The sequence below is a fragment of the Shouchella rhizosphaerae genome, from assembly GCF_036700015.1.
GTDB lineage: Bacteria > Bacillota > Bacilli > Bacillales > Bacillaceae_D > Shouchella > Shouchella rhizosphaerae.
Genome location: NZ_CP144921.1, coordinates 4,191,891 through 4,205,894, shown reverse-complemented (window position 1 = coordinate 4,205,894; position 14,004 = coordinate 4,191,891). Strand labels below are relative to the sequence as shown.

13 protein-coding genes are annotated in these 14,004 nt (G+C 46.1%); 12 read left to right on the top strand and 1 reads right to left on the bottom strand.

The window, feature by feature from the left end; genetic code table 11:
- The first annotated feature begins 83 nt into the window (after positions 1–83).
- Both V5G21_RS21015 and rplS read left to right on the top strand, forming a co-directional pair.
- Positions 84–1,910, top strand: a complete 1,827-nt coding sequence (locus V5G21_RS21015; RefSeq protein ID WP_011247131.1) for an arginine--tRNA ligase — start codon at positions 84–86, stop codon at positions 1,908–1,910.
- 143 nt (positions 1,911–2,053) lie between these two features.
- Positions 2,054–2,401: a 50S ribosomal protein L19 gene (gene rplS / locus V5G21_RS21010; protein ID WP_011247130.1), complete on the top strand. Its 348-nt coding sequence runs from the start codon at positions 2,054–2,056 to the stop codon at positions 2,399–2,401.
- Positions 2,402–2,573: 172 nt separating this feature from the next.
- Here the strand turns inward: rplS and V5G21_RS21005 are convergent, their stop codons facing one another.
- A complete protein-coding gene (locus tag V5G21_RS21005; RefSeq protein WP_035201486.1) occupies positions 2,574–2,765 on the bottom strand; it encodes a hypothetical protein in 192 nt (63 codons plus the stop codon).
- 182 nt (positions 2,766–2,947) lie between these two features.
- Here V5G21_RS21005 and lepB point away from each other — a divergent pair, with 182 nt between their 5' ends.
- The 10 genes from lepB to trmFO all read left to right on the top strand — a co-directional run bounded on the left by lepB (position 2,948) and on the right by trmFO (position 13,963).
- A complete protein-coding gene (gene lepB / locus V5G21_RS21000; protein ID WP_035201484.1) occupies positions 2,948–3,502 on the top strand; it encodes a signal peptidase I in 555 nt (184 codons plus the stop codon).
- A 64-nt stretch (positions 3,503–3,566) separates the two neighbouring features.
- Positions 3,567–4,403: a ribosome biogenesis GTPase YlqF gene (gene ylqF, locus V5G21_RS20995; protein ID WP_035201719.1), complete on the top strand. Its 837-nt coding sequence runs from the start codon at positions 3,567–3,569 to the stop codon at positions 4,401–4,403.
- Positions 4,404–4,684: 281 nt separating this feature from the next.
- Positions 4,685–5,464, top strand: coding sequence for a ribonuclease HII (locus V5G21_RS20990; RefSeq protein ID WP_035201478.1), 780 nt, complete (start codon positions 4,685–4,687; stop codon positions 5,462–5,464).
- A 14-nt stretch (positions 5,465–5,478) separates the two neighbouring features.
- Positions 5,479–6,597, top strand: coding sequence for a hypothetical protein (locus tag V5G21_RS20985; RefSeq protein WP_035201475.1), 1,119 nt, complete (start codon positions 5,479–5,481; stop codon positions 6,595–6,597).
- On the top strand, positions 6,594–7,079 hold the full coding sequence (locus tag V5G21_RS20980; RefSeq protein ID WP_011247125.1) for an EscU/YscU/HrcU family type III secretion system export apparatus switch protein: 486 nt from the start codon (positions 6,594–6,596) through the stop codon (positions 7,077–7,079). The genes V5G21_RS20985 and V5G21_RS20980 overlap by 4 nt, the downstream gene beginning before the upstream one ends.
- Before the next feature lie 134 nt (positions 7,080–7,213).
- On the top strand, positions 7,214–8,374 hold the full coding sequence (gene sucC / locus V5G21_RS20975) for an ADP-forming succinate--CoA ligase subunit beta (RefSeq protein WP_011247124.1): 1,161 nt from the start codon (positions 7,214–7,216) through the stop codon (positions 8,372–8,374).
- A gap of 18 nt (positions 8,375–8,392) precedes the next feature.
- Complete coding sequence (sucD, locus tag V5G21_RS20970) at positions 8,393–9,307, top strand: succinate--CoA ligase subunit alpha (RefSeq protein WP_011247123.1); 915 nt, start codon at positions 8,393–8,395, stop codon at positions 9,305–9,307.
- Positions 9,308–9,456: 149 nt separating this feature from the next.
- A complete protein-coding gene (gene dprA, locus V5G21_RS20965) occupies positions 9,457–10,332 on the top strand; it encodes a DNA-processing protein DprA (RefSeq protein WP_142237516.1) in 876 nt (291 codons plus the stop codon).
- 94 nt (positions 10,333–10,426) lie between these two features.
- Complete coding sequence (gene topA / locus V5G21_RS20960) at positions 10,427–12,499, top strand: type I DNA topoisomerase (protein ID WP_011247121.1); 2,073 nt, start codon at positions 10,427–10,429, stop codon at positions 12,497–12,499.
- A 153-nt stretch (positions 12,500–12,652) separates the two neighbouring features.
- The gene (gene trmFO / locus V5G21_RS20955) at positions 12,653–13,963 is read left to right on the top strand and encodes an FADH(2)-oxidizing methylenetetrahydrofolate--tRNA-(uracil(54)-C(5))-methyltransferase TrmFO (protein ID WP_035201470.1); all 1,311 of its coding nucleotides are present in this window, start codon (positions 12,653–12,655) and stop codon (positions 13,961–13,963) included.
- Positions 13,964–14,004 lie beyond the last annotated feature (41 nt).

The following is a 14,004-nucleotide window of genomic DNA, read 5'->3' as shown; positions in this document are numbered from 1 at the left end:
CCACGTTTTCCAAAAAAGCGATGTTCCTTTACCGAAGGATCATGTATACTAAATAGCATTATAGCAAAAGGTGGTCTCATACAATGCATGTAGAACAAACGCTGATTGAAGCGATTGCAGCCGCAGCCAGTGAGTTCCAAAATGACATCGACGTTGAACTCGAGCAGCCAGCTCAATTGATCCATGGCGACTATTCGACAAACGTGGCGATGAAGCTTGCACGCGTAGCGAGAAAAAACCCGCTAACGATTGCGGAAACGATAAAAGAAAAGCTAGAGCGTCAGCGTTTGCCAGTCACAGGAATAGAAGTAGTCAAACCAGGCTTTATTAACTTTTTTATTGAATGGGATGAAGCGTTGGCTGACGGCGATGAGCCACAGGCTCTTTCCAGTAGCGGCAAGACGGTGATCGAACATACGTCCATAAATCCAAATAAGTCGGCTCATATTGGTCATTTACGCAACGCTTGCATAGGCGATACGTTGGCACGGCTCCTGAAAACATGTGGCGAAAATGTGGAAGTACATAACTATGTTGATGATTTAGGGAACCAGCTTGCCGACACGCTGACTGCGTTGCTCCATACAAACTCAGACAGCGAAGCGACACGCTTTGGCGATTATTGTTGGAATGTTTATTCACGCTTAAATGAGGCATACGACAAAGGGACCATTTCGACAAGTATCCGTGACGAAGTGCTACATAAATTAGAAGAAGGCAACAACAGCACGGCATGGCTTGGCTATGTGGTCGCCGATAAAATTACTTCAGAACATATTGAGGAAATGGGCCAATTTGGGATTGACTATGATTTGCTCGTATGGGAAAGGGACATCGTTCAAAAAGGTTTCTGGCAGACTGCCTTTCAGAAGCTAAAGCAGAGTGATGTGTTTGTCAAACAGGACAGCGGTCCACAAGCAGGCTGTTGGGTGCTTCGGATGTCAGACAACGAAAGCGAGGAAGGCAGCGAGCATCAAAGCGATAAAGTTCTTGTCCGCTCAAATGGCGTGTTAACGTACACAGCAAAAGATATTGCTTATCATATGTGGAAGTTTGGCCTTCTCGACGATGATTTTGCCTATAAAGAAAAATGGCCTGGCCTATGGACAACCGCTAGCTCAGGCGTGCCAGCCGCTTTTGGGCGAGGCGATGCAGTTATTAATGTCATCGACTACCGCCAAGAATACCCGCAAAAGGTTGTCAAGCAGGCGCTTGCTGCTGTCGGCTATGAAAAGGAAGCAGAGCGGCTTTTCCATGTGCCTTATGGTGTCGTTTCACTAAGTAAACAAACGGCCAGCCAGCTTGGTCTTGAAACGGAAGATGGAAAATCGGTCTATGCAATGTCTGGGCGTAAAGGCATCGGCATCAAGATTAGCGAGCTGATTCAACATATGAAGGAAGCGGTCCGCGCGCAAAGCACGGATGCGAGCGAAGCGACCGTTGAAGCGCTCGCGTTTGCGGCGATCCGTTACAATATGCTTCGGTATAACACGACATCTGACATTGTGTTCGATTTAACAGAGGCAACGCAAGTGACAGGCAATACAGGCATCTATTTGATTTACACGTATGCCCGGGCAAACAGCATTATTACTAAAGCCAAACAGGCAGGCTTGTCTCCAGAAGGGGCAACCTTTAAAGGCGCTGAAGACGCGGAACGGGCGTTGCTCAAGCACTTGGCAGGCTGGGATACAGTCAAGCGCAAAGCAGCTGCATCGTTTGAACCAAATTTAATTTGTACTTTTGCTTTTGAGCTTGCAAGCCTCTATAACCGTTTTTATTCACAATGCCCTGTTTTAAAAGCTGATCCGTTAGAACAAGCGAAGCGTCTAGCGATCACAGAACGTGTTAGCCAGCAACTCGAACGCGTTTTCATGATACTCGGTTTGCCGAGCTTGAAAAAGATTTAATCTTTATTGTGCAAGCTTGTTTTCTATGCTATGATAATGGTTGTGGCTGATTGAACGTTCTTAGACGGACGGTTAGCAAGATTACGATATTCCGCTGCTGCAGTGTTGGCATGAATGTCTGTAGGGAAGGAGGGAACGATACGATGAGCAACCTCATTACAGAAATCACAAGTGAGCAATTGCGCACAGACCATCCTGATTTCCGTCCTGGCGATACGCTATCGATCCACGTAAAAGTTGTCGAGGGTACTCGCGAGCGGATTCAAGTGTTCGAAGGCGTTGTTATTAAACGCCGCGGCTCAGGGATTAGCGAAACGTTTACTGCGCGTAAAATCTCATACGGTGTAGGTGTTGAACGTACATTCCCATTACATTCACCAAAGATCGATAAGATCGAAGTGAAACGTTACGGTAAAGTACGCCGCGCGAAACTTTACTACTTGCGCAGCCTCCGTGGCAAAAAAGCACGTATTAAAGAAATTCGTCGTTAAACATGCGGCATTTGATGAAAAGAGAAGGAACGTTCCTCGTAAGGAGGAGCGTTCTTTTTTTGGGGCAAAATAGGGACATAAGAAAAAGGGCCTCTAAAAAAATCGACTACGGCAATTGTCCAGGCGTTATCAAGGCAACAGCACGCTCTAATTAAAGTGCGAAGCTGGATGGTCAGCGAGTCAGCGGAAAAGTGACGACAACATAGAAAGCAAATAGGATAATGCCAAAGCCGGAAAAGAACACAATTTTGGCAGGTTTAGGCCAATTTTTTAGCCACCCCCATCTCTTACTGTCTTGGTCAATCCACAAGAAATCGGCAATGACAAACACAAAAATAAGAACGAGTGCCAATGTCGGATTCATACTGACCACCCCTTTTTTATTGTTGTGTTCATCCTATCATATTTGGGAGTAAATGGGTTGTCATTTTGCTGCTTTTAGAAAGTTTAGTGGTTGTATGTGTTGTGCAGAATTTTGCAGAACCGCCAAGTGACTACGTGCTTCTTTTTATGGTAAACTAAAGAGAAAAAGAGGAGGCATCACAGGTGGCATTTCGCGGATTTCCAATTGAGTGGGCCAAAGCCATTTGCATCGCGTTATGCGCCACAATGCTCGTACGCCTTTTTTTGTACGCGCCCATTGTTGTAGACGGCCATTCGATGCAGCCAACGCTCGACTCTGGGGACAAAATGATCGTCAACCAAATTGGGTATGTTTTTATTGAGCCGAAACGGTTTGATATTGTTGTTTTCCACGCACCTGGCGGGAAAGATTATATCAAACGGATCATTGGCCTCCCTGGCGACCATTTGAAATATGAAAACGATACGCTTTATATTAACGGGAAAGAAACAGCGGAACCTTATTTAAACTCGCTGAAACAAACGCTTTACGGCGACCAATTGCTTACTGGCGACTTTACTCTGGAAGAGATGATCGGCGAAGAAGTAATCCCTGACGACTATTATTTTATGATGGGCGATAATCGCCGTTTAAGTAAAGACAGCCGTGATATTGGCCTCATTCCGAAATCAGAAATTATCGGCAAAGCCAACGTCATTTTTTATCCGTTTGAACATATAAGCATTGTCAATGATTAATGGGCTATTTTTGCCCACAAAGCAGGTGAAATGGTTGAAAACGATTCAATGGTACCCTGGCCATATGGCCAAGGCACGCCGAGAAATAAAAGAAAAATTAAAACTGATCGATGTTGTGATTGAACTTGTCGATGCTCGCCTTCCCCAGTCTTCCCGCAATCCACTCATTGATGAATTGGCGCAACAAAAGCCGAGGCTGATGCTGTTAAATAAGGCTGATTTAGCGGACCCAGCGGAAACGGAACGGTGGCGCGCTTTTTTTAAACGGACTGGAGCTGAAGTCCTGGCAATCAATGCGCAAACAGGAGCAGGCGTTAAAAACATTGCGCCTGCCTGCAAAACGCTAGCAAGCGCCCTCTATCAAAAATGGGAACAAAAAGGGATGAAACCGCGTCCGCTGCGAGCGATCATTCTCGGTATCCCCAATGTCGGCAAATCGACACTTATTAATCGCCTTGTTAATAAACGGCAGGCGAAAGTTGGCGATCGCCCTGGAGTGACCAAACAACAGCAATGGATCAAAGTCAAGCAGGAACTTGAACTTCTTGACACCCCAGGGATTTTATGGCCTAAATTTGATGATCAAGAAGTCGGTTTACGCCTTGCTGCAACAGGTGCCATTAAAGACGAATTGCTAGACTACGGCGACGTGGCTGCCTATGCGCTTCGCTACTTAGCAGCTGAATATCCAGATTTGCTCGAAGCACGCTATGGCATCGAACGAAACAGCGAAGAGGACGACATCGTCCCTTTGTTTGAAGCGATCGGAAAAAAAAGGGGTTGCATTGTTCGTGGAGGCCTTGTCGATTTTGATAAAACGGCTGAATTGATCTTGCGCGAGCTGCGTAGCGGCACAATCGGAAAAGTGACGTTGGAAAAAGCGGAACACGAAGCGCTGTAGGCATCACTCAAACTAATAGACGAGGAATGCAGGCGAGAGACGTTGCACAAATGGACGTATTTCATGGACAGTGTTTTTTTGGACATGGAACGAAAGCATAGTCTGCTGGAAACGACGACGCCTGTCGACTTCGCCTTGGAAAATAAGCGACGAAACTGTATGGATCATATCGGCAAAGAAGCTGATAAAAAGCAAGAGCCGCCATCCTTAAGAGCTTCTCCAATTCCTTGGCGTTATACATACTATTCTATTGCTAGTTTCATAGACAAGGAGGAAAGGCATTGGTGCCAATCGCGGCAATCCGCAGAAAGCTAATGGACGGGTCCATTAGCCACAATGAGTTAGACGAGTTAAAAAAAGATCAGCGCAAAGGAGTGCAAGAGCTGCTTAAGCGTTATCAAGCGCAGCAGGAAAAGCAGCAAACGCTTATACAAATGCATAAGCAAATGTGGCGTTACGAACAAGAACTAAAACAGCGCGGTTATGTAGCTGTTTGCGGCGTTGACGAAGTAGGGAGAGGCCCCCTTGCTGGCCCTGTAACAGCGTGCGCTTGCATATTGCCAGATGGCTTTCAATTATTAGGGCTGACGGATTCGAAAAAATTGTCAAAAGCCAAACGGGAAGAATATGCAAAAATGATTTCCGAACAAGCAGTCGCCTATTCGATTGCCAGCGTAAGTGCAGCGGAAATTGATGAAATCAACATTTTGCAAGCGACGAAAAAGGCGATGACGAAAGCAATCAACGGCCTCAGCCAGAAGGCTGACCATTTGCTGCTCGATGCCGTTCGTCTTGATGTGCCAATCGCTCAAACATCGCTTATAAAGGGAGACGCCAAAAGTTTATCGATTGCTGCCAGCTCAGTGCTCGCCAAAGTATGGCGTGACCGTTATATGGAGGAATTGGCCCAGACATATCCAGGATACGGTTTTGACACACATGCTGGATATGGCACAGCGTCACACTTACAAGCTTTGCGGACTTACGGAATGACACCGGAACACCGCAAGTCCTTCCGGCCGGTGCTGGAAGAAAGCCAAGGCTTGATTTACGGTACATAAAAAAGGAGAAACCAATGGAAATCGGAGGTTTGTTCGTTGATCGTGTAAATGGATCAGGCCAAACATTGGCCTTTCATGAAGGGCAAGTCTTGCGTGGCGTTGTGCTGAACCGTTTTGCCGATTCTGGGCTTGTGCAAATTCAATTGAAGGATACACGTGTGGTGGCCGAGCTAAAAGCCGATTTGACGGTGGGCAAGACCTATTGGTTTACGGTGCAAAAAGGACAACCTTTGCCGATCTTGCAAAAAGCGGCAGAAGGCCATTCATATGAACAGCTTCTCACATCGTGGGATAGAACGCCTTCACACCGCAATGTCCGTGTGCTTGCATTGCTGGATTCAACTGGATTGCCTTTGACAAAAAAGGGATTTGCAGGCGTGGCCCACGCGTATGCATCATTGAAGCTGTCTGAACAGCAGACAAAAGAAGCATTGCTTTACATCAAGCAGCAGAACGTAAGCGTGACAGCCGCCACGCTCCAAGCCGCCCATGTGGAAGTAAATGCATCTGAGTCACTAAGTGTCGCGCTACGGCAGTTTGCTGCAGCTTGGAAACATACAGTGCCTGCCCAACTCCTTTTACAATTGGAGGAGCTTGGGCGCCAGCTGGAAGCGGGCGAATTTCGACGAGGCGAGCTGTTAAAAGCGTATCTGAGCACGCTCGGACGGGTGACGGAGCTACTTGAGCCTATTCGGAATGGAGCAGGAGACAGAAAAGCAAAAAAAGCCGCTGAAGACCTGGCTTTGCGCTTTTCTCTTTACCAAGAAGGCACGCTTATCCCTTCGCTCAAACAACAATTTATTCCTTTGTTTGGCCATGATTGGTTGTTGCAGTGGGAAAGTGCTGCTGAGAACAGCGAGGAGAAAAAGCCGCTGCGTTTTTATATTAGCGCTGAGCTTGAACAGCTTGGTTATGTATTAGTAGATGGACGTCAGCATGAACAGCGGCTATTCGCGACGATTTACAGCGGGCAACCAGCACCGCCTGCTTTTGTTTCGTTAGTGGAACAACTCCGTGATCGATTGGCAGCGGCAGGTTATACACTTGAAACATGCCGTTGGCTGAAAAGCGAAGCCCATACAAACAAGACAATGCCCCGTTTGCCTGCTAAAGGAGTCGATATTCGCCTATGAAGCAAAAACGTATGAAGCGCGCCTACGCTCTTTCTTACAAAGATGGAGACGTGGCGCCGCGCCTTGTCGCCAAAGGAGCACGGAAACAAGCTGAAGCCATGGTCGCTGAAGCAAAAAAACAGGGCATCCCCGTTATCAAGCACCAGCAACTTTCAGAAGAGCTCGCTCATCTTCGTGAGATGCAATTCATCCCCGAGTCCCTCTATGAAGTAGCCGCCGAACTATTTGTTTTTCTCCATTCCCTCGATTCTGTTCATGATTTTTCTGGATCAGCCCATACTAAAACAGAGAAAGGGGGAAAAGAGATGGATGAAAAACGTAAAATCGGCGAAGAGGAATTTTCCGATGAATTTGGCCAACATCGCCCTGCGCTTGAAAAGGACATGATCGCAAAGGGGCTGAAGGCACTGTTTTCGAAAAAAAACAAACCGCGCCAAGAAAGCGCTGAGCCCACCGAGGAAAAACAGAAAGATAAAAAATGAAACAAATTGTCGGAATGATAACGGTTACCCCTCCCCAAGCGGCGAAAAAAGTGCTAAAATGGAAAAGAATTTCGTATTAACACGAAAATTCTCGTGCAAAGCAAAGCACGTGATTACAGGAGGCTGGAGAGAGAATGAATATCCATGAGTACCAGGGTAAAGAAATTCTTCGTTCGTACGGCGTAGCCGTTCCAAACGGAAAAGTAGCATTTTCTGTTGATGAAGCAGTAGAAGCCGCAAAAGAGCTTGGCTCATCTGTATCTGTTGTTAAAGCACAGATTCACGCAGGGGGGCGGGGAAAAGCTGGCGGCGTAAAAGTTGCAAAGAACCTCGATGAAGTTCGTACATATGCGGAAGAAATTCTTGGAAAAACGCTTGTCACGCATCAAACTGGACCGGCAGGGAAAGAAGTAAAGCGCTTACTCATTGAAGAAGGCTGTGACATTAAAAGCGAATACTATATAGGCCTTGTTGTCGACCGTGCGACTTCAAGCGTTGTCTTGATGGCTTCTGAAGAAGGCGGCACTGAAATCGAAGAAGTAGCCGAAAAAACACCAGAAAAGATCTTTAAAGAAGTGATTGACCCTGCTGTAGGCTTGCAAGGGTTCCAAGCGAGACGCATTGCTTTTAACATAAATATTCCAAAAGAACTTGTCGGCCAAGCCGTCAAATTTATGATGGGCTTGTACCAAGTGTTTGTGGATAAAGATGCATCGATTGCTGAAATCAACCCACTTGTAACGACTGGCGACGGCAAAGTCATGGCATTGGATGCCAAGTTCAACTTTGATTCAAATGCGCTTTACCGCCATAAAGACATTTTAGAATTACGCGATTTGGAAGAGGAAGATGTAAAAGAAATCGAAGCGTCTAAACATGACTTGAACTATATTGCCCTAGATGGAAACATTGGCTGCATGGTGAATGGAGCTGGCCTTGCTATGGCAACAATGGACATTATCAAACACTACAACGGCGATCCGGCTAACTTCCTTGATGTTGGGGGCGGCGCAACGGCAGAAAAAGTAACGGAAGCGTTTAAGCTGATTTTGTCAGACGAAAACGTAAAAGGCATTTTTGTCAACATCTTTGGTGGCATTATGAAATGTGACATCATCGCGGACGGCGTCATTGCAGCAACGAAAGAAGTTGGCCTAGAAATCCCGCTTGTTGTCCGCTTGGAAGGCACCAACGTGGAACTTGGCAAAAAAATGCTAAAAGAATCAGGCTTAAACATTACTGCAGCCGATTCAATGGCCGATGGCGCACAAAAAATCGTTTCATTAGTGAACTAGAAGGGTGGAGCTAAGCAAATGAGCATCTTAATCAATAAAGATACAAAAGTGATTGTTCAAGGGATTACAGGCGCTACTGGGCTGTTCCATACAAAGCAAGCGCTTGAATATGGGACAAACATCGTCGGTGGCGTAACGCCAGGAAAAGGCGGAACAGACATTGAAGGCGTACCTGTATTTAACACGGTTCAAGAAGCTGTAGAAGCAACAGGTGCCAATGCGAGCGTGATTTATGTACCGCCAGCCTTTGCCGCTGATGCGATAATGGAAGCAACCGATGCAGAACTTGAGCTTGTCATTTGCATTACTGAAGGCATTCCTGTTCTAGATATGGTAAAAGTGAAGCGTTATATGGCAGGCAAGCAAACACGCCTCGTCGGACCAAACTGCCCAGGTGTTATTACACCAGAAGAATGCAAAATTGGCATCATGCCTGGCTATATTCATAAAAAAGGCCATATTGGCGTTGTTTCCCGTTCAGGGACATTGACTTATGAGGCGGTTCATCAACTATCAACGGCTGGCATTGGGCAATCAACAGCTGTTGGCATTGGTGGCGACCCTGTAAATGGCACTGATTTTATTGACGTTCTATCTTTGTTTAATGAAGATCCAGACACGTATGCTGTAATTATGATTGGTGAAATTGGCGGCACTGCTGAAGAAGAAGCGGCAGAATGGGTCAAAGCAAATATGACAAAACCAGTCGTAGGCTTTATCGGCGGGCAAACAGCCCCTCCAGGAAAGCGAATGGGCCATGCAGGCGCGATCATCTCAGGCGGCAAAGGGACGGCAGCAGAGAAAATCAAAACGATGGAAGCGTGTGGCATTCGTGTAGCTGCTACCCCTTCTGATATGGGAGAAACACTTATTGAAGCATTGAAGGCGAACGGCTTGTATGAAAAAAGCCTCACCCACGAAACCGCAAAATAATGGTATGGCTTTTGGCCCCTTGCCTCGTTGTAAGGGGCTTTTCAAAGTGTGGCAGAGTTCTCCCCCGGAACGCTTAAACAACGTTATGCGGTCCATTCAAATACAGAAAGGAGTTGTCCCCTATTTCTTTTGTACGACGCTATGTACACGTGCATACGTGGCTGTACGGCCATTATCGTGCGTTTTCGAAATTGCTCTGCTGGGATCCGTCACTACAGGCGCCTTATCACGCTAGCCCCTTGGAAATTGCTGCTAAGCTCGGCATAAATGAAAATAGCGCCACTGCTTTTTGGCGCCATCTCCATAAGACAACTCCTGAAAACATGTACGCCAACCTTGTTGAGACAGGTATTCAAGTACTGCCGCTTTTTCATCCTCTCTACCCGCCTCTATTAAAAACGATTTACGATCCCCCTTATTTGTTATACGCAAAAGGAAACATCAAACGATTGCAAACGAAAAAAATTGCCATTTGCGGCACGCGCACGCCGACTGCTTACGGCCGGGCAGCGCTTGCGACGATTGCGAAACCAATTTCCGAACATTCTTTGACAATTGTTAGTGGAATGGCTCGTGGTATTGATGGGCTGGCCCATGAGCAGGCGATTCGAACAGGTGGCGCCACGATTGCCGTTCTTGGTTCCGGTTTTGACAACATTTATCCTCCTGAACATTCTACACTTTTCCATGCATTGGCAGAACACCAGTTGCTGTTAAGTGAGTATCCGCCGTTTGTAAAACCCCAGCGCTGGCACTTTCCTGTCCGAAATCGTATTATAAGCGGTTTGTCACAAGCAGTGATCATAATAGAAGCAAAGCGGAAAAGCGGATCGCTTATTACGGCCGACTTAGCGTTAGAGCAAGGGCGTGATGTCTTTGCTGTGCCAGGACCTGTCACTTCAGCACAGTCGGAAGGCACGAATTGGCTCATTAGCCAAGGCGCCGGCTGCCTATACGCGAGCGAAGCATTATTCGAAGCAATGCCGCAACTTTTGTCAAAAACAGGCGAATCCCAGTCTTTTTAAACCGGCTGCTTTCTACCGTTTGACAAATGGGGAATGTCTGTTTAATAATGAGGAAGATTTACATTATGAATAAGTTGAGAGGGAGCTGCTTTACATGTCCGATTATTTAGTAATCGTGGAATCTCCCGCTAAAGCCAAAACCATTGGCAAATATTTAGGTAAAAAATATGTGGTCAAAGCCTCGATGGGCCATGTGCGTGATTTGCCTAAAAGCCAAATGGGCGTTAGTGTTGAAGACAATTATGAGCCAAGGTATATTACAATCCGCGGGAAAGGCCCCGTGTTAAAAGAGTTAAAAACAGCTGCCAAAAAAGCCAAACGCGTTTATCTAGCTGCCGACCCTGATCGCGAAGGAGAAGCGATTGCTTGGCATTTGGCACACAGCTTGAATATTGACGAAAACTCCGATTGCCGTGTTGTTTTTAATGAAATAACAAAAACAGCGATTAAAGATGCCTTTAAACATCCACGTCCGATCAATATGGACTTGGTCGATGCCCAACAAGCAAGGCGTATTTTGGATCGCCTTGTTGGCTATAACATCTCGCCGCTTTTGTGGAAAAAAGTGAAAAAAGGCTTGAGTGCTGGGCGCGTCCAGTCTGTCGCAGTCAAACTGATTACAGATAGGGAGAAAGAAATTCAGCAATTTGTGCCTGAGGAGTATTGGAGCATAACGGGGACGTTTTTGCTTGGCGATGAGCCATTTGAAGCAAAGTTTTATGGCCGAAATGGCAAAAAAGAAAGCTTAACGAGTGAAGAGAACGTCAATGAAGTGTTAAAGCAAATAAAAGGAAAACAATTTGCTGTTGCTGATGTTGTCAAAAAAGAACGGCGCCGCAACCCTGTCTCGCCTTTTACGACGTCGTCGCTGCAGCAAGAAGCGGCAAGGAAGTTAAATTTCCGCGCTAAGAAAACGATGCTGATTGCCCAACAATTATATGAAGGCATCGATTTAGGGAAAGAAGGGACAGTCGGTTTAATTACGTACATGCGTACCGATTCAACCCGAATTTCTGATACTGCCAAACAAGAAACATACGAGTACATTCGCTCCACATACGGCGAAGAGTATGCCCGTAAAGGGGAAAGAAAACAAAAGCAGGACAAAAATGCCCAAGATGCCCATGAAGCGATTCGACCGACTTCGGTTAAGTATGAGCCAAAACAACTAAAAGAGTATTTGTCACGGGACCAACTCCGCTTGTATCGCCTCATTTGGGAGCGCCTTGTCGCAAGTGAAATGGCACCTGCGATCATGGATACGATGACGGTTGATTTGGAAAATAATGGTGTAAAGTTTCGGGCTAACGGCTCAAAAGTCAAATTTCCTGGTTTTATGAAAGTGTACATTGAAGGAAATGACGACAATAAAAAAGAAGAAGATCGGTTGTTGCCAGCGTTGGCAAAAGGGCAGCAAGTTGAAAAAACAGAAGTGACACCCAATCAGCATTTTACACAGCCGCCTCCACGCTATACGGAAGCAAGGCTTGTAAAAACACTTGAAGAACTTGGGATCGGGCGGCCGTCTACGTATGCGCCAACACTTGATACCATTCAGCGACGTGGATACGTCGCCCTAGATGAAAAGCGCTTCGTTCCGACAGAACTTGGTGAAATCGTGTTGGACTTGATTGTTGAATTTTTCCCTGAAATCCTCGATGTGGAATTTACGGCGAAAATGGAAGAAGACCTTGATAGCATCGAAGACGGGCGGGACAACTGGATTAGCATCATCGACCAGTTTTACCAAAGTTTTGAGAAACGCTTAAAAGTGGCTGAAGAAGAAATGGAAGAAGTCGAGATTAAAGACGAACCGGCTGGAGAAGACTGTGAAAAATGCGGCCATGAAATGGTCTATAAAATGGGGCGCTACGGGAAGTTTATGGCCTGCTCCAACTTCCCTGAATGCCGAAACACAAAAGCGATTGTCAAAGAAATTGGCGTCACTTGCCCTACGTGTAAACAAGGAAACATTGTTGAACGTAAAAGCAAAAAGCGCCGGATTTTCTATGGATGTGACCGTTACCCAGACTGTGAATTTGTGTCTTGGGATAAGCCGATTTCGCGCCCGTGCCCAAAATGTCAAGGGTTGTTAGTGGAGAAGAAATCGAAAAAAGGTGTGTTTGTTGCTTGCACTTCATGTGATTATGAGGAAGAAAAACAGTAATTTGTCGAAAAAAGGCTTTAGCGAATGCTATTAGTTGAAATCAAGCTAGAAAGATACTATGATAGGGGTACTTGATGATGAAAGCCTTCACTCTGCTAAGGAGTGGAGGCATTTGTGTGAAATGATTGTCGGGAAAAAGGAGCATTTGTTTAAATGACGCATAAACAGTCGATAAATGTAATAGGGGCTGGTCTCGCTGGTAGCGAAGCGGCTTGGCAAATAGCGAAACGAGGAGGCCATGTTCGGCTCTATGAAATGAGACCGGTGAAACAAACGCCTGCTCATCATACGGACAAGTTTGCCGAACTTGTATGCAGCAATTCGTTAAGGGGCAACTCACTTGCCAATGCTGTCGGCGTGCTGAAAGAGGAAATGCGCCATCTTGATTCAGTCATTATTAAAGCAGCTGATGAAGCAGCCGTTCCTGCTGGTGGCGCCCTTGCTGTAGACCGCCATGATTTTGCTGGCAAAGTCACCGAATATGTCAAAGGCCATCCAAACGTAACAGTCGTCCAGGAGGAAGTGACTGAAATACCTGAAGGCCCGACGATTATTGCTACCGGTCCACTCACTTCTGAAGCATTGGCGGAACAATTAAAGGCATTTAGCGGCGAAGAATATTTATATTTCTATGACGCTGCTGCCCCTATCATTGACGCCGAAACGATAGACCGCGACAAAGTCTACTTAAAAAGCCGTTATGACAAAGGGGAGGCTGCCTATCTCAACTGTCCAATGACAGAAGAAGAATTTGATCGATTCTACCAAGCATTGATTGAAGCGGAAACCGTTCCGCTGCGAGAATTTGAAAAAGACATTTTTTTCGAAGGCTGCATGCCAATTGAAGTGATGGCTTCCCGTGGCAAGAAAACGATGCTGTTTGGACCATTAAAGCCAGTTGGACTAGAAGATCCGAAAACAGGGAAGCGCCCTTTTGCTGTCGTGCAGTTACGGCAAGACAATTCTTCCGGAACATTGTACAATATGGTTGGTTTCCAAACGCATTTAAAATGGGGCCCGCAAAAAGAAGTGATCCGCATGATTCCTGGTTTGGAAAACGCTGATATTGTCCGCTATGGGGTTATGCATAGAAATACGTTTTTAAATTCCCCTAACTTGTTAAAGCCGACCTACCAATCGAAGAAACGCAGTGATTTGTTCTTTGCAGGACAGATGACAGGGGTTGAAGGGTATGTAGAGTCAGCGGCAGCAGGATTGGTTGCAGGCATTAACGCTTTTAAATGGACGCAAAGCCAGGAGCTTGCTGTTTTTCCTGAGGAAACGATGATCGGTAGTATGGCTGCCTATATTACAAATGCTAATGCGAAAACATTCCAGCCTATGAATGCGAACTTTGGTCTTGTTCCACCGCTTAATGTTCGTATAAAAGCGAAAAAAGAACGCTATGAGGCGCTAGCTAAGCGTGCGTTGGAGTCGATTCAGAATTTTATGAAAGAAGTGTGACATCAGTTGCTTCTCCCTCTTGTACTATGGTAAAATTTATT